Source organism: Xylanimonas allomyrinae (assembly GCF_004135345.1).
In the GTDB taxonomy this organism is placed as follows: domain Bacteria; phylum Actinomycetota; class Actinomycetes; order Actinomycetales; family Cellulomonadaceae; genus Xylanimonas; species Xylanimonas allomyrinae.
On record NZ_CP035495.1, the window covers coordinates 927,712 to 950,768 of the forward strand.

A 23,057-nucleotide genomic window follows, 5' to 3' on the forward strand; every position below is an offset into this window, starting at 1 on the left:
GGCTCAAGCAGCGTCCACCTCCGACATCACGGGTGCGTCCGTCGCGGTGATCGCCTCACCGCTCAATGGCGGTGGGAACCACGAGCCCGGGATCCGCATCTGGGACTGGTGACCCAGAACCGCGTACCGGCTCAGGGCGCAGCGCCGGGCACTGGAGGTGGCGGGACATGGTGGACGACCACGGCGCCGTGCATCGCACCTGGAGATGATCTTCCATTGCGGTGATCCTCCTTTGACGGATGGTCCACGGCGTTCGACGACGCCATGACCGAGCTTTGGGAGAGCATCGAGTCGGCCCCCGAGGTCTTCGACCTGAACATGCAACGGTCGGACATGGCGGAGGCCAGGTTCGGTGCTGATGGCCTTCAACGCCCAGTCGGCGTCCGCCGCACGGGCGGCGATCGTGCGCGAGACCGTCGGGTCCGACGCGGTCGGCACGTGCGGGAGGGGGGGCGGGCGGATCGTTCACGTGTATGGGGACGGCTCGCGGTGGCGGTGCGCGTGCGGGGCGGCTCCGCTCGCGGGACAGAAGCCGAGACCGTGCAAATGGACGAAGAACCCCGCTCTCCAGACGGAAGGCGGGGTCACTTGCGTTAGTCAGGCGGGCGCGCACAGCCATGCCTCGAGGGCGATCTGGGCTCCGACGAACGCCGGGAGGACCTCCGCCCGGGCCTCGGGCGGCGTCGCGGAGTAGGTCTGGAGGCACACACCAGCGAGGGCCGACACGAGACGCGGGGCGACGTCGGGAGCGTCCGCGGGGCGCGGCGTCACGCCGTCGTCAATCCACGCCGAGAGGGCCTCCCAGAGGCGCCCGTACCTGACCAGCGAGGCGGCCCGCTCGGCGTCCGGCGCGCCCGCGTGTTGGGCCTCCAGGGCGGCGAGGTAGGACCCGCGGGCGGTGGCCTCTTTCAGCGTCGGGCGGGCGTCTCGGAGGGCGTCAGAGGACGTGAGCATGGCGCCGAGGGTAGGGGCAGCCGGTGACGCAGACGGGCCGATAGCATCCCGCGTTGACTTCTGACGATCGGGTGGCCCTCGCGGTGGGCCTCGTGACGCTCGCAGTGGCGGTCTTTGCGTGGAGGCACGCGCGCCCCGGCGCGCCGTTCAAAGTGACCAGTTCCTCTCAGGAGGAGTTCGGTCTGGAGCGCACGGGCTACGCCCCTGTCGTGGTCGAGGCTGTGTACGTGCCACACCATCGGAGGCTCGTGCGTGCCAACGAATCGGCCTCCGAGGGCCCGCACTCGACGGGTCACGGAGACCCGTTCTTCTTCGACCTGCACGGGGCTCGCCCGCACCGGTGGTGAAGCGCAGCGGTCGCTCGTGGTGCTCGCCACGGTTGATCTGGCGTTGGTCGGCGCCGGCAGAAGGTGCGCGGGACCATATGCCGGGATTGGGTGGGATGTCCGAGCGTGTGTTCCCGCGAACGCCATCGTGCTGCGCTGCCAGAGGCTTGGTGTGCCACGATGCGCGGATGCCGGGCACTCTTCACGCGTATGTTGTCGATGGAACGCAGCTCAAGGTCAAGGTCGTCTCGGATCAGGGTGTTGAACTCACCTTGGGTGGTGCGATCGACGACGTCGCTCCGGTCCCCGAGGCGGGGAGCGCGCTGGACGGCAACCCGGCGCTCGTGAGCAATATGTGGGCCTTCGCGAAGGCCTGGTACATGGTGCACACGACGTCGGACGCTCTCGCCGCCGAGATTCCCGACCCCGAAGAACAGCGGGCGGCCTTCGAACTCGTCGCGGCGGGCCGAAAGCTCGCGGAGAAGCAGTCCGAGGCGTTCGCGAAGGTGGCGCAGTGGATCGCTGATGTTGCGGATGAAGTGAACGCTGATGAGTCGAGGACCGGCTGGTGCTCGTCGTGCTTCACCAAGGCGGAGCACCACAAGTCGAACCGCCCCGGTGGCCAGATGCCCGTGTATGTGTGCCAGGCGTGCGGGACGCCGACCCTCCCGTGCGTGGCGCCGGGATGCGGGAGTATGGCGATTCGTGAAGGGGGTGCCGTCCGGGTGCCGCAGTACTGCGCCGAGCACCGGCACGACATCCCTGGCTTCGAGAAGGCCGTTCAGAACATCGGCGGTCTGCATGACTACGAGGACTACCTCAAGTACGAGAAGGCCAACCTGAGCAGAGCCACGAAGATCGCGGTGCTCGGGGCTGCAGGACTCGCGATCGGGACACCGGCGGCGCTGCTAGCGGCACCGGCCGTCGGTGGGGCGATCGGATCCCTCGGGATGTTCGGCGGGCTGTCTGGCGCCGCCGCAACATCCCACGGTCTTGCGCTCCTGGGTGGCGGCGCGATCGCGGCGGGCGGCCTCGGAATGGCGGGTGGCACCGCCGTCGTGACTGCCGTCGGCGCTGCGGTGGGTGGTGCGCTTGGCGCGTCCGTGTCGAACGCTTACGTCCGGGAGGACAAGTCGTTCCGCATCGAACTGCTGCGACCCGGCAGCGGTGGTGTCCCGGTCGTCGTGGCCAATGGTTTTCTCACCGAGGGCGACGCGGAGAAGTGGGGTGGCTGGCGCGGTCTGGTCGACGCGCGGTACCCGGACTCGCCGGTGTATCGCGTCCGCTGGGGGGCCAAAGAGCTCAAGGACTTCGGCGTGCTGGGCGCGGGGATTGCCGGCAAGCAAAGCGGCATCCTCGTCCTCAAGGGCGGCGCAGCAAAGGCGACCAAGCTGGGAGCGAAGCTCCTCGGAAAGGCGTTCGGACCGGCCCTGCTCGCGGCGGATCTCGCCAAGAATCCGTGGCACGTCGCGAAGAACCGTGCGGACAAGACGGGCGTCGTCGTCGGTGACCTCCTGGCCCGTACGGACGCGGAAAGCTACGTGCTCATCGGTCACAGTCTGGGGGCACGCGTGATGGCGGTGGCCGCGGAAGCCTTGAGCACGAAGCCCGGCGGCCCGCGGGTGCAAGCCGTGCATCTGCTCGGTGCCGCGATGGGCGCCAAGGGGGACTGGACCGCCCTGACCGCGGCCGTTGACGACGCCGTGTACGGGTACTACTCCGCGAACGACAACATCCTCAGGATTGTCTACAAGGTGGCACAGGCTGGCCAGACCGCGGCGGGCCTGGTCGGGTTCACGCCCCCGACAGCCAAACTGGTGAACGTCGACGTCTCCGAGGTCGTGAAAGACCACTTCCAGTACCAAGACCGCATCCAGCTTTCCTGAGCGGTGTCCGGCGTCGGTACCTGGGTCGGCACGTCGCCGCCGGGCCATGTCATACGCATGCAGTCACATCCACTCTGGTCACCAGCGTTCTCCATCGGCCGAGCCAGCAAGCCCCGGGGAGCTGTGTTGCGCCGCCGGACACTCCAGCCTGGGTAGTAGCGGGGGCCTACCATCGCGCCCATGACGCTCAGCATCACCCCCGAGCTCGAAACCGCGATCGCGCTCGGCTACGAGCGCCGCGATCGAGACAACATGGCACCGACGATCGACTACTTCGAGGATCTGCTCGCTCAGCACCCGGGCCATCCCGTCCTGACCTACGAGGTCGCAGGTGCCTATGACACTGCGGGTCACGAAGCCGAAGCGAGGGCTCGCTATGAGGAAGCCCTCGGCCTCGGGCTCACGGGCGAGAATCTCCGTCGCTGCTTGTGCCAGTACGGCAGCACGCTGCGCTGGCTCGGTGAGCACGACGCCTCGCTCGACGTGCTGGACCGCGCCCGCGGTGAGTTCCCGGAGTCCGACTCGGTCCGGGTCTTTCGTGCCCTCACGCTCAACGAGGTCGGACGTCATGACGAGGCCGTCGCCGAGTTGCTCGCCATCGTCACGCGGCACGCCGAGGTCACCGACCTGGGCCGCTACGCGACCGGGTTGGAGGGGCTCGCTGCTTGGTACGACCGGGGCCGTCCGGCGCACGAGTAGCACTCGAACGCCGACCCTCGACGAGCCACGTCTGTGGTGTCGAGCGAAAGGTCGCGCCGCATCGACAGCCCGCGCGGCCACGCACTGATGACGACAGGCATTCCAGGGACGTCCTCGGCGTAGATTTCGGCGCGGAGCCGCGCCGATGTCGCTAGGGGCTGGGGTACTGCGGCCTCCGCGATCCGGGTCGTCGTCGTTGCGCTCCGGAGCGCTGCCCCGCTGCGTCGCGCGCTCGACGACACGCGGCCGCGAGGGCTGCGACGCTGTCGCCGCTCGGCAAGGATGGGGGGCAGCAGCGAGGGGAGCATCGATGCCGTCCGCCGAGATCGTCCTGGGTGGGTACCCGGCGAAGAACTGCGCCCGCGCGGTGCACAACGACTTCTCGCCGGCGTCGCCGCCCAAGCCGCCGCTCGACGAGGCGACGCAGCTCCTCCTCGGCGAGGGCGTCGCGTTCGAGGAACACGTCAACGCCCGCCTCGCGCGCACGTCCGGCGCTGTCCTGCTGGGTGACGAGAACGGGTGGGACGCCAACCGGGAGGCGACTCTCGCGGCGATGCGCGACGGCGTCGCCGTGATCGTCAACGGCCGCCTGCCCGACGTCGGACCGCGCACCGGAGCGCCCGACGTGCTGGTGCGGATCGGGGACGGGTACGTGCCCGTGGACGTGAAGAACAATGGCACGCGCGCCGAGGCGAAGACCCGGTCGGCGATCGTCTCGACCGTGGACGCGCCAGCCGACCTGCACCCCGTGGCGGGACTGTCCGACTCGGGCACCCACCGTGAGGACGAGGGCGTCCAGCTCGCGCACTACACGCGCATGCTGCAAGACCTCGGGTTCCACGCCGGCGACGAGCACCTGATCGGCGGGATCATCGGCAACTCCGACTTCACGCCCGAGGGCGGCGACCCGTGGCTGATCCGGTGGTACGACCTGACCACGCCGTTCAAGGCCACCTACTCGGCGTCCGCGTCTGCCGGGCGGGCGAAGCGGTCGCTCCTGGACCGGTACGACCATGAGTTCGCGTTCCGGCTGAAGGTCGCGCACGCCGCCCGGTCAGGGAAGGAGCTGGTCCGCCCGTTCCACGTGTCCGAGTGCGGCGCCTGCGCGTGGTCCTCGTACTGCCACCAGGTCGCAGGGCCCGACGACGCATCCTTCGCCATCGACACCGGACTGCCGACCGCGCAGCAGTGGCGACACCTGCGCGACGCCCACCAGATCACCACGTTGACCGACCTTTCCGCGCTGGACCCAGCAACCTGTACCGGGTGGGACGCCCGCGACACCCAACCGGGCACCCGCGCCCAGCGCAAGCTCGCCACCCTGGTGCGCCGCGCCGGCATGACCACTGCGGGCGTCGAGATCGAGCCCCTCGACGCCTGGCCTGAGATCCCGTCCGCGGATGTGGAGGTCGACTTCGACATCGAGTGGGACCTCGACGGGCGGATCTACCTGTGGGGCGTACGCATCCGCGAGGGGCAGGACGACGCCACCGCGGTCTTCGATCCCGTCGTCTCCTACGTCCCCCTCGACGACGACGGCGCCCGCGCCCTCGCCGTCGAGTTCGCGGCAAAGGTCGAGGCGCTGGCCGCGTCCGCGGCCGCGGAGGGCAAGGCGCTGCAGATCTACCACTGGACGAGCCCCGAAGTGAGTCGCACGTTCAAGTACGCCGAGGTGCGTGCGGCCCTGGAGGGCCGCACGTTCGACCTGGAGGCGTGGCTGCGCGCGTCCTTCCTCACCCGAAGGGGCACGTCCATCAAGGTGGTCGCGCCGCTGTTCGGGTTCTCCTGGTCCGTCGACGACGCCGGTGGCCTGCAGTCACAGACGCACATCGAGACGGCGCGCGGCGACGACCCCGACGCGGCGGCAGCGTCGCGAGCCTGGCTGCACGCCTACAACCAGTCCGACGTCGCCGCCCAGGCGGCGATTCGCGATGGCCTGCGCGCGGCCAAGAGCGGCGACGGAGCCTCAAGGTCCTGCCCAGCGGCGCAGAGATGACGGTCGGCGACGGGGGCGGCGCGACGAGCTGCGGGGGAGCCGTCGAAGCGCTTGACGTGCGTGCGCCCGCCGCCGGGCCGGGGTTCCAGCAGCCGACGTGATCTGTGCGATCGCCGCCGGTCGTCGTTGCGGAGCACGCGCCACCGACTACCGCGTCTCCGAACGGCACCCTCAAACCGTCTGGGGTCCAGGGGTCCGGGGTCCAGGGGTCGGCGGTGAGCAGATCTGCGTGTCAGTCAGCGCCACCGGGCGTGGAACCTGCGGCCGGCGCGGGAGCGTCGCGAGCGCCCATGACGCCCAGAGCACGCCGGGCGGCCAGACCACCGATGAGTGCGCTCCCAGCGAACACGACGCACGCGCCCTTGCCAGGAGCCCGCCTCGCAGGTGATGCCGGCGATGATCGCGGCGACTCCGGCGCCTGCGAGGCCGCAGGCCTCGTACAGGTCGTCGAGCCAGGACTGCAGACGTCGCGCGTCGGCCGCGTCCAGGTCGATCCCGGCCCGGACCTCCCAGGGGATCAGACGGTCGCGTGCCGTGCCGTGCCGTGCCGTGCCGTGCCGTGCCGTGCCGCGGTCGGTCCGCGAGTGCGTCGCGCCGACGGTGTGCGTGGGGCGAGGTCCCAGGTGTCGACGGCGTTCGGGGCCGCGAGCGCGGGGCCGTCTGCGACGATGTGGGGAACCGGCGGGGGAGCGGAGTCGACCATGTGCCACCTCGGGTGTGGACCGTCTTGACGGCGTCGGGGTGCCGCCGGCCCGGGTCTTCTCCAGAAGGCACCGTGCCGGGACGCGGTTGCCGTCAGCCTATGTCCGGACGCGTGCGGGCCGGGCGCTTGACCGGGCCAGGTAGGAACAGAGCACGACCGGCGCTGTCAACGAGAAGCCCCGGGCGACTCGATCCGAGCGGACCATCCGAGCGGACCGTCCGACGTCGGCCGCCGGGCACGGGGGCCGGCATTCCGGGGTACCGTCGCTCGCGGCCACACCGTTCGCCGAGGCGCTCGTGACACCGGTCGCGGGTGCCCGCCGGCCTTCCCCCTGCGAGGCAACTTCATGCTCATCGACCTCAGCGGCAAGACCGCGCTGGTGACCGGCTCGACGCAGGGCATCGGTCGCGCGATCGCCGGCACACTCGCCGACGCCGGTGCTCGCGTGGCGATCAACGGCCGCACCCCCGACACCGTCGAGGCGGCCGTCGACGCGCTGCGCGCCGACGGCGCCGGGCGGGACCTTGTGGCGGCGCCGGGGGATGTCACCGACGAGGCGGGCGCGGCCGCTGTGCTCGCGGCGAGCGGCGACGTCGACGTCCTGGTCAACAACCTCGGCATCTTCGGCGCCACACCCGCTCTGGACATCACCGACGAGGAGTGGCGCCGGTACTTCGACGTCAACGTGCTCGCCGCCGTCCGCCTCATCCGGGCGACCCTGCCCGGGATGACCGGGCGCGGCTGGGGGCGGGTGCTCAACATCGCCAGCGACTCCGCGATCGTCATCCCCGAGGAGATGATCCATTACGGCGTGTCCAAGACGGCGCTGCTCGCGGTCTCGCGCGGCTTCGCGAAGGAGGCCGCGGGTTCCGGCGTCACCGTGAACTCGGTGATCGCGGGCCCCACGCGCACCGGCGGCGTCGAGCGGTTCGTCTACGAGCTGGTCGACCCGACCCTTCCGTGGGAGGAGGCTCAGCGGGAGTTCATGCGGCTCCACCGCCCTCAGTCACTGCTGCGTCGGTTGATCGAGCCGCAGGAGATCGCCAACCTCGTCGTCTACCTCGCCTCCCCGCTCGCCTCCGCGACGACCGGCGCCGCGGTGCGCGTCGACGGTGGCTACGTCGACTCCATCGTTCCGTAGCAGGGCGCCGCAGCCGGCCTCGGGTCTGACGAGCGCGGGTGCGTCGCCGGACCTGACCTGGCCTGTGTTGCGAGGAGACGGTCGCCCAGCCGGGGCCGGGCGGGCCGTCCGGGCGGGTGGCCGGCCGCCGCCGCCGGCCGTGGGAGGGAACGGCCGGCGGCGAGGGGTGTCACGGGCCGAGGTGCCGTTCGCGTGCGTGCGCGGCGAGGATGTCGTTGGCGAGCCGGATCTTGGCGCTCGGCCTGGCATGACGGGTGAGGGTGCCGAGGCGCAGCGGGGTGACGTCGTCGGCAAGCTCGACGGTGACGACGCGATTGCCGTCGGCTGCGATCCCTGAAGCCCAGCGCTGGTTGAGGATGGCGAACCCCAGACCCGCTGCGACCAGTGCCCGCGTGGTCTCGATGGTGGAGGCCAGGACCTGCGGCGGAGGTTCCAGGCCGCTGGAGGTGAACAGCTGCCGGGATCGGCGGACGGCGAACGGTGTGTTGAACGTGACCATGGTGCCGGACGCCAGGTCGGCGAGACGGACAGACTCCCGCTGGGCGAGGTCGCAGGTCGCAGCGACGATGACGTGGGGGCGAACCGTCGTCATCGCGTGGAAGGCGACGCCGGCCGGGACCTCCTGGACGTAGGTCAGGGCGAGATCGAGCTCGCCGTCGGCAAGGAGCTGGTGCAGCACGTCGGTGGTCGCCTCGTGCACCTCGACGGTCACCTGCGGAGCCTGCTGGCGCATCTGCGCGAGGAAGTCGGGCACGTAGAAGGCCGTGAGCGAGACGAAGCAGCCCAGCCGGACCTTTCCCACAAGCTCGCCGCGCTCCGCGCTGCACCACTCCTCGAGCTCGCGGCCGGACGCGAGGATGTGCCGGACCTGTGCGAGCGCCTCGCGCCCGGCGGGTGTGAGCGTCACGCCCCGGGCCCGATGGCGCACCAGCAGCTCGACGCCCAGAGCGCGCTCCAGCTTTGACACGGCGACCGAGACGTTCGACGGCGTGGTGTGCAGGCGCTGCGCGGCTTCGGCCATGGAACCGAACTCGGCGGCGGCCTCGAAGGACTCCAGCTGGGCAATGGTGATGGAGCGGCGAGAGGACACGCGCCCGAGTACATCGCTTGTGACGATGAATCACAACATATTCATCCGTTTGCTGCGAGAACCGGGGTCGGCCGAGACTTGGGCGATGGCCGACTGTGGCCCACGACACAAAGGAGTGTGATGGTGGCCGCCTTGTCTCGGACGCAGCCGCGTGAAACGCCCGAATCGCGGGCCACTGACGTGCGAAGCCGATTTCTGGAAGGGTTTCGGCGCACTGCCGGATCGGTCACCGTGGTGACCACCGACGGAATCGCCGGCCGGTTCGGGCAAACTGCCACGGCGGCGATGTCCGTGAGCGCGGATCCGCCGACTCTCATCGTCGGGCTCTTTCGGGGCGTGCCCGTGGCGGAGGCCGTCACGACGAACGGCGTCTTCGCACTGAATGTCCTGGCGGCCGACGACGTGCAGATTGCGCACGATTTCTCAGGCCAGTCGACGCAGGCGTCGCGGTACAAGTTCGGGGAATCGTGGGGTGCGCTGAGAACCGGCTCGCCCGTTCGCCTGACCGCCTCCGCGACATTCGACTGTCATGTCGAGCGGTTCCTCAGCGCCGGCAGCCACATGCTGATTCTCGGCCGGGTCGTCGAGGTGCACACCAACGACGTCCAGAGCCTCACCTACTCCAACCGGAACTACGGGATCCACGTCCCGTTCGTGCGTTGAGCGTCACCCCGTCTCGCCGAGCGCCTCGAATCCGATCCGCCCCAAGGAGGGAACGATGAAGCAACTCCTCACGAACCGCCAGCAGGAACTCGTCGCGCTCGTCGAGCCGCTGGTTCCGCTCTTCCGGGAACGTGCCGCGCAGCACGACCGGGAGAACTCCTTCCCGCACGACAACTACGACGACCTGCGCAGAGCGGGACTGCTCAACCTGTCGATCCCGGAGGAGCTCGGCGGCCTGGGCGCGACACAGGCGGAGATCATCCCCGTGATCGAGCGTCTGGCCGCCGCCGACGGTGCGACCGCGCTGGCGGTCAACATGCACATCGTCCCGCTCGGGCAGTGGGCTGCGGTGTGGCGCAAGGACCACGACCCCAGGCTGGAGCGTCTGCTGAAGCAGGCCGCGTCCGGCGAGCTCATCTGGGCGGCAGTGACCAGCGAGTTCGGCTCGCCCAACCTGATGTACGACGCGCGCACGCGGGCCATGCGCGTCGACGGCGGCTTCGTGGTGACCGGCCGGAAGAACTTCGGCACGAACACGTCGGTCGCCACACACGCGTCGACGACCGCGCGGTGGGACGACCCGGAGCGTGGCCCGCAGCTGCTCCAGCTCAAGATCTCGCTCAAGGACCCGAGGGTGACCGTGCACTCGACCTGGGACATGATGGGAATGCGGGCCACGCAGAGCAACGACCTGGAGTTCACCGACCTGTTCGTCCCCGATGAGGACGTCATCCACTCCTTCCCCGTGGGCCACCTCGATGCGCGCGTGACCGAGACGGTCTTCGGCTGGTCGCAGCCCGCCTTCGCGGCCGTCTACACGGGGATCGCCGTAGGGGCCGTGGACTGGGCGAGGCAGCAGATCAAGAGGCGCGGGCTGAGCGACAACGCCCGGGCGCAGGACGCGCTGGCGGATGCGGAGATTCTGGTCGAGACCTCCCGGGCGCTGCTGTACCGGCACACGGCCCAGTTCGGGACTCCCCAGTACTTCGCCGAGTTCGACCTTCAGGAGATCGTCGCGCACAGCGCCCTGGTCAAGCATGTGGCGACGAAGAACGCGGTCGAGGTGTTCACGCGCCTGATCGACGTGGTCGGCGGCGCGGCCTATGTGCGGTCGCTTCCCTTCGAGCGAGCCTGGCGCGACGTCCAGGCCGGGCTCTTCATGCCCGTCTCCACGTTCGCGGCCCACGAGTTCATCGCCGCGACGTCGCTCGGGCTCGAGATGGCTCCGACGCACGGGACGCTCCGCACGACGCCCGACCAGGCGATGGTCTAGGGCACACCTCACCGAGCGACTTCCATGAGCCCGCACAGCAAAGGACGAACACAGATGAGCTCCACGGCACAACCCATGCGCGCGCTCGTCGCTATCGGCGTCACCGAGCGGTTCTTCGCGGCCCCAGAGAGTGAGCGGAAGGCCGTGTTCCTCGCGACCAAGACCGCCTTCGCGGGCCTGGCCGGACGGTTCGGCGTGCGCGTCCTGGGGACCTTCGACGACGACACGCTCCAGATCGGTCCGTCCACGACCTTCCCGTGGACCTGCTACCTGCTGCTCGAGGTGCCCGGCTACGACGAGGTGCGCGCGATCACCAACGTCTTCCGCGAGACGCCCGTCGGAGACCACCAGCTGTGGCGGTACTACAAGGTGGAGGCGCGCCTGGGCCGACCGCTGTTCTTCGGGGAGGACACGTGAGCGCGGCGCGACCGGAACGGGCGGCGTTGGTGACCGGAGCCGCCCAGGGTCTGGGGGAGGCGATCGCCCGGCGGCTGCACGCGGACGGGTTCCGCGTCGCCGTCGCCGACATCAACGTCGAGGCCGCACGGACGGTGGCGGCATCGCTCGACGCGTCGGGACGGACGGCGTTCGCGCTGCCGGTCGACGTCGCGGACCCCGTGTCCATCCACGACGCGGTGGACACCTTCGTGCGCCGGTGGTCGGTGCCCGACGTCTTGGTCAACAACGCGGGACGGACGGTTCGAACGGCCCTGTGGGACATCACCGCCGACGAGTGGGACGCGGTGCTCGAGACCAATCTGCGCGGATGCTTCCTGCTGACCCAGCGCGTGGCGAGCCTGCTGCGCGGTCGCGGCTGGGGCCGGATCGTGAACGTGGCGTCGCTGGCCGGGCAGCAGGGTGGCCTCGTCGCGGGCGCGCACTATGCGGCGTCGAAGGCGGGGATGCTCGTTCTGACGAAGGTGTTCGCGCGTGCCGTGGCGGGCGACGGGATCACCGTCAACGCGGTCGCGCCGGCCGCCGTGCGCAGCCCGGCCATGCGTTCCGGCGAGGAGGGCGCGCTGGCGGAGACGATCCCGGTGGGGCGGGTCGGCAGTGCCGAGGAGGTCGCCGCCGCCGTGGCGTACCTGGTCGGTCCGGACAGTGGCTATGTCACCGGCGCCACGATCGACGTCAACGGGGGTGTGTTCACCCGATGACGCACCTGCGTGTGCGCGAGCATCCGTGGCGCGACTGGGCGCCCGGGCGCCGGACGGTCTCGCAGATGCTGACGCATGCCGCCGAGACCGAACCGCGACGGCTGGTCCTGACCGTCGGCGAGCGCCGGTACACCGCGCAGGACCTGGTCGGCACGGCGGCGGGCGTGGCCGCGGCGCTGCGAGCGCTCGGCGCAGGCCGTGGGTCACGGGTCGCGATGCTGAGCCCCAACCGTGCCGAGTCGCTCGAGGTGCTGTTCGGTGCTGCGTGGAACGGCAGCGTGCTCGTCCCGCTGAACCCTGCGCTGCGCGGCGACTCGCTGCGTCATCAGCTGCTCCGGACCCGGCCCTCCGTCGTGGTGTTCGACCGGTCGACGGCCGCGCAGCTGCGGGCGGTGTCCGACGTGCTCGACGAGATCGGAGACCCGCCGCGTGTGATTGTCGGGTCGGACGCGCTCGACGCCGTCGACCACGACCTGGCGCCCGAGGTCGAGGAGTGGCTGGCTTCGTCGGTTCCCTACGCGCCCGCTCCCGCGGGTGCGGGCCCGGTCGAGGTGAGCCCGTCGGACCCCGCGGCGGTGCTGTTCACGTCGGGGACCACGGGCCCGCCCAAGGGCGTCGTGATCCCGCACGGACAGCTGTGGTGGTGGGCCGTGATCAGCGGCGAAGAGCTCGAGCTGGGCAGCGACGACGTGCTGTACACGTGTCTGCCGTTGTTCCACACCAACGCGCTGACCACCCCCTTGCAGGCGCTGGCCTCGGGGGCGCGGGCCGTCATCGGGCCCAAGTTCTCCGTCTCGCGGTTCTGGGGCCGGGTCGCGCAGGCCGGTGCGACCGTCACCTATGTGCTCGGGGCGATGAGCACGATGCTCTGGAACCGGCGGCCGGCGCAGTTCGAGCCCGCGCAGCGAGGTCGCCTGCGCCGCATCCTCGGACCCGGCATCGATCCTGCGCTCAAGCCCCGCTTCGAGGCGTTCTTCGGCGTGGCCGTCGTGGAGGGGTTCGGGATGACCGAGATCGGCGTGCCGTTGTATACGCCGGTGGGCTTGCCGATGTGCGGCGCGGTCGGTGTGCCGCACCCCGACTACGAGGTCGCCCTGCTCGACGCGGACGGGACGGTCCTCGAGGGCGTGGCCACCGGGGAGCTTGCCGTGCGGCCCATGCAGCCCTCGATGATCTCGACCGGGTACCTCGACGATCCCGCGGCCACGTCGGCGTCGCGGACCGACCTGTGGTTCCACACCGGAGACCTGGTCGCCCGCGATGCCGACGGCGTGTACCGGTGGCGCGACCGGATCAAGGACTCGATCCGACGACGAGGCGAGAACATCTCGAGCCACGACGTCGAGCAGGCCGTGCGCAGGCACCCGGCGGTCGCCGACGCCGCTGCGGTCGCGGTGCCGAGCGAACTGGGCGAGGACGAGGTGCTCGTCGTCGTGCAGCTCGCGGACGGTCACGCGTTCGAGCCCGAGGAGCTCATCGCCACGGCGGCCGAGAACCTCCCGGCCTTCGCGCTGCCGCGATTCCTGCGCGTCGTGGACGAGCTCCCGCTGACGGCGAACGGGAAGGTGTCCAAGGCGATGCTGCGCGCGGCGGGTGTCACGGCCGAGGTGTGGTCGCGATGACGATCAGCGCGGTGCGCGACGTCGACGGGGCAGTGATCGCGGGGTGGTGCGAGCTGCCCGTCAGCAGGCGCCCTCACCGCCCAGCCCGGGAGCTGCTCGCCCAGGCGGTTGCCGGTGCGATCGCGCACGCGGGGATCGTCCCGAGCGAGGTCGACGGTTTCGCCGTCGGCGGGTTCACGCTGGGGCCCGACCACGCGGTGGACCTCGCCCTCCGTCTCGGACTGCGCGTGCAGTGGCTGAGCCCCCAGGACCCGGGCGGTTCCGGCGCGCTGAACGGAGTCCTCGGGGCCGCGCGCGCGGTTCTGGCCGGTGACGCGGAGGTGGTCGTCTGCGCGGCTGCGGACACCACCGACCCGGCGTCGCTGGCACGCCTCAACGCGACCTTCTCCACGTCGTTCGCCGAGGCGCTGGCGCCGATCGGGGCGGCGTCGGCACCGGTCGTGTTCGCGTTCGTGCAGAACGAGCACGCGCGGCGGACGGGGACGTCGCGCGAGGACCTGGGGCGTGTCGCCGCCGCCCAGCGCCGCTGCGCGTCACGCAACCCCGTGGCGATGTTCCGAGCGCCGCTCTCGGTGCCGCAGTACCTCGACGCGCCGGCGGTCGCGGAGCCGATCGGCCTCTACGACTGCGTCTATCCGGGCTCGGGTGCGGCGGCCGTGGTGGTCATGTCGGAGGACCGGGCGAGGAGGATCCGCCGTCCGGTCGCCCACCTTCGCGCCGGGTTCTCGGTTCACGGCCACGGAAGCCGGGCGGCCATGACGTTCGGGTGGCGGGAGCACGCGGCCGCCCTGTATGACGCGTGCGGGTTGGGCCCCCGAGACCTCTCCGTGCTGGAGCTGTACGACGACTTTCCCGTGATGGTGGCGATCCAGCTCGACGAGCTCGGGCTGCTCGGCGGGGGAGGGCTGCGCGCGTTCCTGGACCGGGAGTCGCACGGTGTGGCGGGAGCCGTGCCGTTCAACACCGGTGGCGGGATGCTCAACATCGGTCAGGCCGGTGGCGCGGGCGGGTTCGTGCCGCTCGTCCAGGCGGCCCGGCAGGTCACCCACCAAGCCGGGGACACCCAGGTCGCGGGCGCGAGCGCGGCGCTGGCGACCGGCCTGGGCATGATCGACCAGGACGGCCCGCAGTCGGTGGGGGCGCTCGTGATGTCGCGGCCGGGCGTGGGGCGGGCCTGATGCCGGGCGGGAACGGGTACCCGCGCCGCGTGGGCGATGACATCGCCTTTCCCCGGTGCGGGCGCTGCGGCTCGTGGCGGTGGCCCAGCGGAGAGACGTGTCGCCGGTGCGGGAGCGGTGAGGTGCGGCCCGCGGTCTGGACCGGGTCGGCCGTCGTCGTCGACGAGGTGACGGTTCACCGTGGCGTGCCGGAGCAGTTTCTCGCGGAGGGCCCGTTCGTCCTGGTCCGGCTCGACCTGGGCGGGCTCGAGCTCATCACCCGATGGCAGGACCGGCCCGACGACGCGGGGCCGGGCACCGTCTGCTCGCTTCGGTGGAGTCAGCAGGGGTGGCCCCTTGCCGCCCCGGTGAACGACGCCGGTCATTGATTCTCAGAATGGCGGGAAAGGTCTAGGAACTCACAGCCGACATAGTGCCGGCCGGTCGCAGTCGGGCGAGGTGTGTACCACCTCGCTCCGGGGCGTGCGCGCGTTTTCACCATTCAGTTGCCAGCGCGTCGTAATGGTCCGGGAAGGCGCATGACAAACCGTTGACGAACGTGCGTGGAATGCTGCAAACTCGGCGGGTCGGTGCGCACCGAAACGCTCATGACCAGTTCGTCTCAACGGAAAGGATCGTCAGATGACTTCCGTCCTGGACCCGGTGAGGACAGCCGTCGACCGACGGCGGGTGTTTGCTGCGACGATTATCGGCACCACCATCGAATGGTACGACTTCTTCATCTACGCGACGGCCTCAGGAGTCGTGCTCGCTCCGCTGTTCTTCGCGCCCGCAGGGCGGCAGGTCGCCGTTCTCGTGGCATTCGCCTCGAGTGGAATCGGCTTTCTGTTCCGCCCGCTCGGGGCGTTTATCGCCGGCCATCTCGGAGATCGAGTGGGGCGGCGTCCCGTCCTGGTCGGGACGCTGATCCTGATGGGTGTCGCGACGACGGCCGTCGGGCTGCTTCCCACCTACCACCAGATTGGCCTGGCCGCACCGGTGCTGTTGCTGGTCCTGCGCGTCCTGCAGGGCCTCTCGGCAGGTGGCGAGTGGGGAGGAGCGGTCCTCCTGGCGGTCGAGCACGCGCCGGTGCGACGTCGCGGGTTCTTCGGGACGGCGCCGCAGATCGGCGTCCCGCTGGGGCTGCTCCTGGCCTCCGGCGCGCTCGGGCTCATGAGCGTCCTGGCTCCCGGAGACGCGTTCCTCGCCTGGGGCTGGCGCGTGCCGTTCCTCGCGAGCGTCGTCCTGATCGCGGTCGGCCACTACGTGCGGCGCAGGGTCGGCGAGTCGCCGGTGTTCACGGAGCTGGCGGCGCGCAAGAAGGTCACCAGCCGGCCCATCGCGGCCCTGTTCCGCACGCATGCGCCGCTCGTGCTCGTCGTCGCGCTCGTCATGGCCGGGACCAACGGCCCCAGCTACATGATCCCCGGCGGGTTCCTGCAGCAGTACGTCACGGATCCCGACACGGGGATCGGGCTCGAGCTGAGTCCCGTCCTGGCAGCGGTGACGTTCTCCAGCCTCGTGTGGCTCGCCACGACCTGGATTGCGGGCACCCTCTCGGACCGCGTCGGGCGGCGGCGGATGTTCATGATCGGGTGGGCAGTGCAGGCCGTGGCCGTCCTGGCGCTGTTCCCCCTGGTGAACACCGGTGAGATCGCGCTGTTCCTGCTGGCGATCTGTCTGCTCAACGGGGCGACCGGGATCACGATGGGCCCGATGTCCAGCTTCTTCGCGGAGCTGTTCCCGAGCTCCATCCGGGCTTCCGGGATCTCCATCTCCTATGCCGTCGGTGCCGTGCTCGGCGGGGCGTTCGCTCCGCTCATCGCGCAGTGGCTGCTGCGGACGACGGGCACCTCGGGCGCCATCACCGTCTACCTCGTGCTGCTCACCGCCGTCGGTCTCGCCGCGACAGCGGTGCTCCGCGACCGCACGGGCATCGCTCTCGGCGCCGATGCGGGCGCCGAGGAGGCGCTGCCGTTCGTGGGAAGACGCGGCACGCCGGCGCAGAGCTGACGCGGTCCAGGCTCGCGCATGACGGGACCCGGTGGCGGGGACACGCACACTGCTCGCAGGGCAACGTGCGGGTCTCCGCTCCCGGCCGCCCCCGGCCGCACCCGGGGCGGGACGGCCCGGCCGCGCCGCGCGGCGTCGGCGAGAGGCCCCCTCACCCCGCCGGCCGCGCGTGGACGCGGTGGTCCTGGTGACGGTTCCCCGGGCCGGCCGGACCCGGGGCGCTTCTGGTCGCCCTGCCTGCGGGCACCTGCCCACGGATCGTCGCGGCTGCCCGCGCCCGCCCGACGGGGACACGGGGAGAGCCCCCGAAAATCGTTGAACGAGGCGCGGCAAGCGCTGCTAGCATCCGCAAGGCCGTGCACGTGAACGAGGAGGTGGTACCCGTGAGCAAGACGATCTGGGTGCTCCCTCGCGGAGGCATGGTCGGGCGGTAGGTCGTCCGGGAGCGCCGTTCAGCACTCCCGAGAGGCACGACCATGCACTTCACGTCAGAACGGCTCATCGACGGCGACGTCGTCGAACGCCGGTTCACGCTCGGCGACATCCCCGGCATCCTGTGGACGCCGGCGTCCCGGCCCGCACCCCTGATCCTGCTCGGACACCCCGGTGGACTGGACACGATGTACCCCCGGCTGGCCGGGCGGGCGCGGCGGTCCGCCGCCGACGGCTTCGCCTCGGCGACCATCGAGCTGCCGGGGTCGGGCGACCGCCCGCCGTCCCCCGACGCCCAGGCGGCCCGCGCGGACCTGCGCAGCGCCCTGGCGCACGGGGAACCGGTGGGTGAGATCGTGGACCGGCTGGTCCTCCCGCTGGTCGAGCAGGCGGCCCCGGAGTGGCAGAGCGCCATCGACGCGCTCCTCGCGCTGCTCGAGATCAGCGGCCCTGTCGGCTACTCGGGCGGGCTCGTCGGCGTCGGGATCCGGCTGGCACGCGTCGAGCCGCGCATCGTGGCCGCAGGCCTCTTCGCAGGCAGCTTCGTGCCACGGTCGATGGTCGAGGAGGCCCGCGAGGTCACGATCCCGCTGCACGTCCTGCTGCAGTGGGACGACAAGGGCAACGACCGGCAGCTCGCGCTGGACCTGTTCGACGCGTTCGGCTCGGCCGAGAAGACGCTGCAGGCGAACCTCGGCGGGCACACCGGCGTCCCCCCGCACGCGGGGGAGGACGCGGCACGGTTCTTCTGCCGGCACCTGAGGTGAGGCACCCGAGGTGAGGCACCCGAGGTGAGGTCCCGTGCCGGGCGGCCCGGCCGCCCGGCACGGGAGCGTCAGCCGTCCACCGCGTCCCGCGCGAGCGGGCACGTCATGCAGTGCCCGCCGCCGCGCCCGCGCCCCAGCTCGGCGCCGACGATCTCGACCACCTCGACCCCCGCCTGCCGCAGCAGCGCGTTGGTGTGCGTGTTGCGGTCGTAGGCGAACACCACGCCGGGCTCGACGGCGACGACGTTGTTGCCGCTGTCCCACTGCTGCCGTTCGCCCGCGTACCAGCCGCCGCCCGGCTCGACCGTGCGCAGCCGCGCGATCCCGAGGGCGTCGGCGACGACGTCGACGAACGGCGTCGGCTCGGCGGTGATCTCGACGCCGCCGTCGTCGGCGGGGCGCAGCGAGAACGGGCGGATGCCGTCGACGATGTCGGGGTAGTAGGTGACCAGGTCGCGGTCGGCGAACGTGAACACGGTGTCGAGGTGCATCGCCGACCGCAGCCGGGGCAGGCCGGCCACGACGACGCGCGTCGCCGCACCGGCGTCGAACAGCCTCGCCGCGACCTGGGTGATGGCCTGACGCGAGGTGCGCTCGCTCATCCCGATCAGCACCGCGCCGTTGCCGATGGGCATGACGTCGCCGCCCTCGAGCGTGGCCCGGCCCCAGGAACGCTCCGGGTCGCCCCACCACACCCGGCTGCCGGCGAAGCGGGGATGGAACAGGTAGATCGCCTTCATCAGGAGCGTCTCGCCGTGCCGGGCCGGCCAGTACAGCGGGTTGAGGGTCACGCCGCCGTAGATCCAGCACGTGGTGTCGCGCGTGTAGATGGTGTTCGGCAGGGGAGGCATCAGGTACTCGTTGCCGCCGGTGGACTCGTGCGCGAGGGCCAGCTCGCTCGCGTGCAGCGAGGCGGGCAGGTCGCGCGTCGACAGGCCGCCGACGAGGTGCTCGGCCAGGGCGACGTCGTCGAGCGTCTCGAGGTAGGCGCGGGTATCGGTCAGCAGGCCGAGGCCCACCTCGTCGGGGACGATCTTGCGGTCGAGCAGCCAGTCCCGGGCGCCCGGCACGGCCAGGGTCTGCGCCAGCAGGTCGTGCAGCTCGACGACGTCGACACCGCGCTCGCGCAGCCGGCGCACGAAGTCCTCGTGGTCGCGCACCGCGTTCTGCACCCACAGGACGTCGTCGAACAGCAGGTCGTGGTTGTTGCGGGGCGTGAGGCGTTCGTGCGCGAGCCCCGGGCGGCACACGAGCACGGTGCGCAGCCTGCCCACCTCGGAGTGGACGCCGAACCGCGCGCCCTGCGTCTCGGCGTCCTGCGGTTCCATGTGCCCTCCAGGCGCGACGTCATCGCTCCAGGGGACGTTACCCAACGTGCGGGGCCGCCGCCGGTCAGGGAAGCGCCGCCGGCGACCGGCCACGCCTCTGCGGCCCGTCGCGAGGCGTCGATGCCTGAGGCGACGGTGCTCGAACCGTCCGCCGCGTCTGCCGAGGCCCGGCCCGGCCCGGTCGGCTACGCCGCCGCGAGCACCGTCGCATAGTTCGCGACGGCGAGCCCGCCCATGTTGTGCACGAGGCCCGCCGACGGAGCCGCGAGCTGGAGGTCGCCCGCGCGGCCTGCGAGCTGCAGGGCCGCGAGCACGTGCTGGGAGACGCCGGTCGCCCCCACCGGGTGGCCCTTGGCCTTGAGGCCGCCCGAGACGTTGACGGGCAGACGCCCGTCACGCTGGACCCAGCCCTCGTCGATCGCGCGGCGCCCCTGGCCCGGCTCGGTGAGCCCGAGCATCTCGTAGATGACGAGCTCGGCGATCGTGAAGCAGTCGTGCACCTCGGCGAACGACAGGTCGTCGAGCGTCAGACCGGCCATCGCGAGGGCACGCTGCACGGCGAGACGCCCCGCGGCGAAGTCGGTGATGTCGCGGCGCGCGGCCCGCAGGTGGTCGTTGGCGTGCCCGAACCCGGTGATGCTCGCGAGCCGCGTCGCGGGTGACCGGCGCAGCAGGAGCGCGGCGGCGCCGTCGCTCACCGGTGAGCAGTCGGTGCGCCGCAACCGCCCGGCCACCACGGGGTTGAGGTCGGAGACGGTCGAGCAGAACTCGACGCCGAGGTCCTTGCGCAGCTGCGCCCACGGGTTCGCGCACCCGTTGGCGTGGTTCTTGGCCGCGATCCGCCCGAGCACGTCGCCGAGCCAGGGGTCGGCGTCCCAGCGGGCGGCGTAGGCGTCCGCGACGGCGGCGAACACGCCCGCGAACCCGGCCGGCGCGTCGGACCCCGCGCGGTCGAGGTCGGCGCCCAGCAGCGCGCGTGCGACGTCGGCGCCGCTCGCGTGCGTCATCTTCTCGACGCCGACGACCAGGACGGTGTCCGCGAGCCCGGAGGCGATCGCTCGCAGTCCCTGGTGGACGGCGGCCGACCCCGAGGCGCACGCGTTCTCGACGCGCGTCATCGGCGTGCCCCACAGCCCGGCATCGGCGCCGATGGGCAGGGACGACGGGAAGGCGAACGGTGTGAGCCCGCTGTTGAACTGCGAGACGAACACCTCGTCGACGTCGAGCGCGTCGACGTCGGCGTCGTCGAGCACCTCAGCGGTGACGCGCTCGACGAGCGAGACGACCGTCTCGTCGGGCAGCTTGCCGAACGGTGTGTGCGCGACACCGATGATGCCGACGTCGAGCAGCGGGGGAGCGGTCATGGGGTGCCTCCTTTGGCGCCGGTCCTCCACCCGGAGCCTAAAGCCTGTCGAACAACCTCGGTGAGGTGTACGGCAGCGTCCTTCTCGGACGTCCTTATGCCGCGGTGGCGGTGAGGGTTCCCACGTCATCCCGGCTGGTTTCGTCTGCGCGTGCGCGCGGGCCAGAGCCGTCTGGTCGGTGGGCGTTGGTGACCTGGCCTCGTGCTTCGGGGTCCAGGACCTGGGTGGTGTGGTGCTGTTCGCCCCAGGTGGCGAGGTTGATCGCGGCGTTGCGGTCGCGATCGATCGTCAGCCCGCAGTCCTCGTTCTCACAGGTGAAGACGCGGTCGCCGAGGGTGAGCGTGGTCTTCACATCACCGCAGGCCGAGCAGGTCTTCGACGAGGGGAACCACCGGTCCGCTGTGACGACTTGCCCGCCGCGCCAGGCCATCTTGTAGCGCAGTTGGCGGGCGAGCTCACCCCAGGCCGCATCGGAGATCGCTGCGGCGAGCCGGTGGTTGGCGAGCATGCCGGTGATGTTGAGGTCTTCGATGACGAGCCGGTCGTGGGTCTGGACCAACGAGTTCGAGACCTGGTGCAGGAAGTGGTGACGGCGGGCACGGACCCGCTCGTGGTGACGGGCGAGGCGGCGCACGGCGGCACGCCGGCTGGCGGAGCCCTTGACCTTGCGAGACACCGACTTCTGGAGTCGCCGGGTGACCGGTTGCGCGGTAAGCAACGCTTTGGGTGCCGTGGCCACACGCAGCACCTCGCTGCCATCGCGGGTAGCGGCGACGACGGGTGCGTGCAGCCCGCGGTCCACACCGGCCCACCCAGCGTGATCGGCGTCGTCACGGGCGGGGTGCTGGGCGGCGGGGTGCAGGTCGGCGGCTTCGACGTTCAAGCTGATGCGCCACCGGCCGCCACGCCGCGAGACGGTTGCGAACAAGATCCGTGCCCGGCCCTTGGCGAGCATGCGCCGCAGGCGGCGGGTGTCGTCGTGGACCTTGATGGCGCCGATCCCGGGCAGCGTGACCGAGCGGGGACCGGCCTCGCCGAGACGGATCGTGGTCCGCTGGCCGGTCCTCGTCTTGGAGGTCTTGTTGCGCAGGCGGAATGAGCCGCGCTCGTAGTTCTTCTTCTTGAACCGTGGGTGCCCGACCGGCCGGCCGGCGCGCTTGCCGCGCCGGGAGCTGGTCCACGCCCCCAGTGCTTTGCCGAGGTCGACGACGGCTTCCTCGAAGACCTGCGCGGATACCTCCGAGCGCCACGCAAGACCTGTGACCTCCAGATCAGCAGTCCCGTCGGCGGCGACGACGAAGCGGCGGCCGGCGTCCTCGGTCTTCTTCCACGCGTTGAACGCGTTGATGAGGTCGAACCCCGTCCACGGGACCAACACCGCGTCGGGGTCGTCGCCGGTGAGCACCTCGGTGGCGTTCTTGGATGCCTGGCGGGCGTTCAGGTGCAGTCGCAGGCCCTGGTTGAACGCGAACCGTGCGGCGCCCTCGTGCCGGGCCAGGGCACGCGCCTGCTTCGCGGTGGGGTCAGCCACCAGTTGGAACGTCGTATGCCGGGCCACGACCAGGACGCTACCGGCGGGCACCGACACGACCAGGGATGTCAGGCCTGACGGCGACGATGCCGTGGGTGTGACCGCTCCCGCCCGCGCCGCCAGTACCCGTCCGACCTGACCGGCACCGCATGGTCGCGGATCAGCGCGCTCGTGATCCCAGCCCACACCCGTGGCGGGCGGCCGTGCCGTGAGCACCGGTGGCGTGAGTACGTCGACGCGCTGCTGTTCGTCGTGACCACGGGCATCCCGTGGCGGGCGCTCCCGCACGACTTCACCATCACCTGGTCCGCGACGCACAAGCACTTCACCAGATGGACGAACAGACGGCTGTGGGAGCAGGTCCTCGCTGTCCTGCGCGCCGAGGACCGCGTCCAAGACGGCCGCGACCAGCGGCCGACGGCGGCCGTTGTCGACTCCTCGTCCGTCAAGTCCACCCCGGTGCCCGGCGAGCGCGGCTTCGACAGCGCGAAGAAGGTCGACGGGATCAAACGCCACATCCTCGTCGACACCGCCGGACGGCTCCTGGCCGCCCACCTGACCGCGGCGAACATCCAGGACCGGGTCGCGTTCGCCGACCTCCTCGCAAAGAACCCCTGCCCCTCCGTAGCGCACGTGTGGGCCGACAAGGGCTACACCGGCCAGGCGCCCGCTGACGCTGCGGCAAAGGCTGGGATCCAGTTCCAGATCGTCTCCGGCCCCAAGCCTGCCAGCGGTTTCATCGTTCAACCACACCGGCGGGTGGTCGAGCGGACGAACGGGCGGATCAACCGGCATCGCCGCCTCGCGCGGCAGTACGAAGCCACCCCCACCGCCCACGAAGCATTCGTCATCCTGTCCCAGATCCAGCTACTCCTGCGCCGGCTCGACCGCTGCGGGTAGTTGTTCGACAGGCTTTAGGAGCAGGCCGGGCGGGCGCGGTGTCCCAGATGCGGAC

General features: G+C 71.1%; 21 protein-coding genes. 15 read left to right on the forward strand and 6 right to left on the reverse strand.

The annotated features are described in order from the left end of the window. Positions 1-597: 597 nt before the first annotated feature. The gene (locus ET495_RS04150) at positions 598-954 is read right to left on the reverse strand and encodes a hypothetical protein (RefSeq protein WP_129202834.1); all 357 of its coding nucleotides are present in this window, start codon (positions 952-954) and stop codon (positions 598-600) included. Positions 955-1,007: 53 nt separating this feature from the next. On the opposite strand from ET495_RS04150, the gene ET495_RS04155 reads away from it, so the two are divergent. The 4 genes from ET495_RS04155 to ET495_RS04170 all read left to right on the forward strand — a co-directional run bounded on the left by ET495_RS04155 (position 1,008) and on the right by ET495_RS04170 (position 5,861). Then, positions 1,008-1,301, forward strand: a complete 294-nt coding sequence (locus tag ET495_RS04155; protein ID WP_129202836.1) for a hypothetical protein — start codon at positions 1,008-1,010, stop codon at positions 1,299-1,301. Between the two features lie 167 nt (positions 1,302-1,468). After that, positions 1,469-3,166, forward strand: a complete 1,698-nt coding sequence (locus ET495_RS04160) for a DUF726 domain-containing protein (protein WP_211340907.1) — start codon at positions 1,469-1,471, stop codon at positions 3,164-3,166. Between the two features lie 180 nt (positions 3,167-3,346). Continuing rightward, positions 3,347-3,865 carry a tetratricopeptide repeat protein gene (locus ET495_RS04165; RefSeq protein ID WP_129202838.1) on the forward strand — a complete coding sequence of 173 codons (519 nt, stop codon included), beginning with the start codon at positions 3,347-3,349 and terminating at the stop codon, positions 3,863-3,865. A 310-nt stretch (positions 3,866-4,175) separates the two neighbouring features. Continuing rightward, complete coding sequence (locus tag ET495_RS04170) at positions 4,176-5,861, forward strand: ribonuclease H-like domain-containing protein (RefSeq protein WP_129202840.1); 1,686 nt, start codon at positions 4,176-4,178, stop codon at positions 5,859-5,861. A gap of 517 nt (positions 5,862-6,378) precedes the next feature. On the opposite strand, the gene ET495_RS04175 is transcribed toward ET495_RS04170, so the two are convergent. Further along, positions 6,379-6,564 (reverse strand): hypothetical protein, encoded by a 186-nt coding sequence (locus tag ET495_RS04175; RefSeq protein ID WP_129202841.1) that lies wholly within the window; start codon positions 6,562-6,564, stop codon positions 6,379-6,381. Positions 6,565-6,910: 346 nt separating this feature from the next. Here ET495_RS04175 and ET495_RS04180 point away from each other — a divergent pair, with 346 nt between their 5' ends. Beyond that, the gene (locus ET495_RS04180; RefSeq protein WP_129202843.1) at positions 6,911-7,705 is read left to right on the forward strand and encodes an SDR family NAD(P)-dependent oxidoreductase; all 795 of its coding nucleotides are present in this window, start codon (positions 6,911-6,913) and stop codon (positions 7,703-7,705) included. Positions 7,706-7,874: 169 nt separating this feature from the next. On the opposite strand, the gene ET495_RS04185 is transcribed toward ET495_RS04180, so the two are convergent. Further along, positions 7,875-8,795 (reverse strand): LysR family transcriptional regulator, encoded by a 921-nt coding sequence (locus ET495_RS04185; protein ID WP_129202845.1) that lies wholly within the window; start codon positions 8,793-8,795, stop codon positions 7,875-7,877. Between the two features lie 120 nt (positions 8,796-8,915). Here ET495_RS04185 and ET495_RS04190 point away from each other — a divergent pair, with 120 nt between their 5' ends. The 9 genes from ET495_RS04190 to ET495_RS04235 all read left to right on the forward strand — a co-directional run bounded on the left by ET495_RS04190 (position 8,916) and on the right by ET495_RS04235 (position 17,879). After that, positions 8,916-9,458, forward strand: coding sequence for a flavin reductase family protein (locus ET495_RS04190; protein ID WP_129202847.1), 543 nt, complete (start codon positions 8,916-8,918; stop codon positions 9,456-9,458). A 55-nt stretch (positions 9,459-9,513) separates the two neighbouring features. Further along, on the forward strand, positions 9,514-10,731 hold the full coding sequence (locus tag ET495_RS04195) for an acyl-CoA dehydrogenase family protein (protein WP_129202849.1): 1,218 nt from the start codon (positions 9,514-9,516) through the stop codon (positions 10,729-10,731). Between the two features lie 54 nt (positions 10,732-10,785). After that, positions 10,786-11,148: a hypothetical protein gene (locus tag ET495_RS04200; protein WP_129202851.1), complete on the forward strand. Its 363-nt coding sequence runs from the start codon at positions 10,786-10,788 to the stop codon at positions 11,146-11,148. Continuing rightward, positions 11,145-11,888, forward strand: a complete 744-nt coding sequence (locus ET495_RS04205; RefSeq protein WP_129202853.1) for an SDR family NAD(P)-dependent oxidoreductase — start codon at positions 11,145-11,147, stop codon at positions 11,886-11,888. Before ET495_RS04200 ends, ET495_RS04205 begins: the two co-directional genes overlap by 4 nt. Next, a complete protein-coding gene (locus ET495_RS04210) occupies positions 11,885-13,510 on the forward strand; it encodes an AMP-binding protein (protein ID WP_129202855.1) in 1,626 nt (541 codons plus the stop codon). The genes ET495_RS04205 and ET495_RS04210 overlap by 4 nt, the downstream gene beginning before the upstream one ends. Then, positions 13,507-14,688 (forward strand): thiolase family protein, encoded by a 1,182-nt coding sequence (locus ET495_RS04215; RefSeq protein WP_129202857.1) that lies wholly within the window; start codon positions 13,507-13,509, stop codon positions 14,686-14,688. The genes ET495_RS04210 and ET495_RS04215 overlap by 4 nt, the downstream gene beginning before the upstream one ends. 122 nt (positions 14,689-14,810) lie before the next feature. Continuing rightward, a complete protein-coding gene (locus ET495_RS04220) occupies positions 14,811-15,056 on the forward strand; it encodes a hypothetical protein (protein WP_129202859.1) in 246 nt (81 codons plus the stop codon). A 253-nt stretch (positions 15,057-15,309) separates the two neighbouring features. Next, entirely contained in the window at positions 15,310-16,680 is a 1,371-nt protein-coding gene (locus ET495_RS04225; RefSeq protein WP_129202861.1) for an MFS transporter, read from the forward strand. A gap of 476 nt (positions 16,681-17,156) precedes the next feature. Continuing rightward, entirely contained in the window at positions 17,157-17,879 is a 723-nt protein-coding gene (locus ET495_RS04235; RefSeq protein ID WP_129202865.1) for a dienelactone hydrolase family protein, read from the forward strand. Positions 17,880-17,947: 68 nt separating this feature from the next. On the opposite strand, the gene ET495_RS04240 is transcribed toward ET495_RS04235, so the two are convergent. The 3 genes from ET495_RS04240 to ET495_RS04250 all read right to left on the reverse strand — a co-directional run bounded on the left by ET495_RS04240 (position 17,948) and on the right by ET495_RS04250 (position 22,102). Next, positions 17,948-19,207, reverse strand: a complete 1,260-nt coding sequence (locus ET495_RS04240) for an arginine deiminase (RefSeq protein ID WP_129202867.1) — start codon at positions 19,205-19,207, stop codon at positions 17,948-17,950. A 185-nt stretch (positions 19,208-19,392) separates the two neighbouring features. Further along, positions 19,393-20,571 carry a thiolase domain-containing protein gene (locus ET495_RS04245; RefSeq protein WP_129202869.1) on the reverse strand — a complete coding sequence of 393 codons (1,179 nt, stop codon included), beginning with the start codon at positions 20,569-20,571 and terminating at the stop codon, positions 19,393-19,395. Positions 20,572-20,665: 94 nt separating this feature from the next. Then, on the reverse strand, positions 20,666-22,102 hold the full coding sequence (locus ET495_RS04250; RefSeq protein ID WP_162616363.1) for an RNA-guided endonuclease TnpB family protein: 1,437 nt from the start codon (positions 22,100-22,102) through the stop codon (positions 20,666-20,668). A 171-nt stretch (positions 22,103-22,273) separates the two neighbouring features. Between ET495_RS04250 and ET495_RS04255 the strand changes: the two genes are divergently transcribed. Next, on the forward strand, positions 22,274-23,002 hold the full coding sequence (locus tag ET495_RS04255) for an IS5 family transposase (protein ID WP_245993302.1): 729 nt from the start codon (positions 22,274-22,276) through the stop codon (positions 23,000-23,002). The last annotated feature ends 55 nt before the right edge of the window (positions 23,003-23,057 follow it).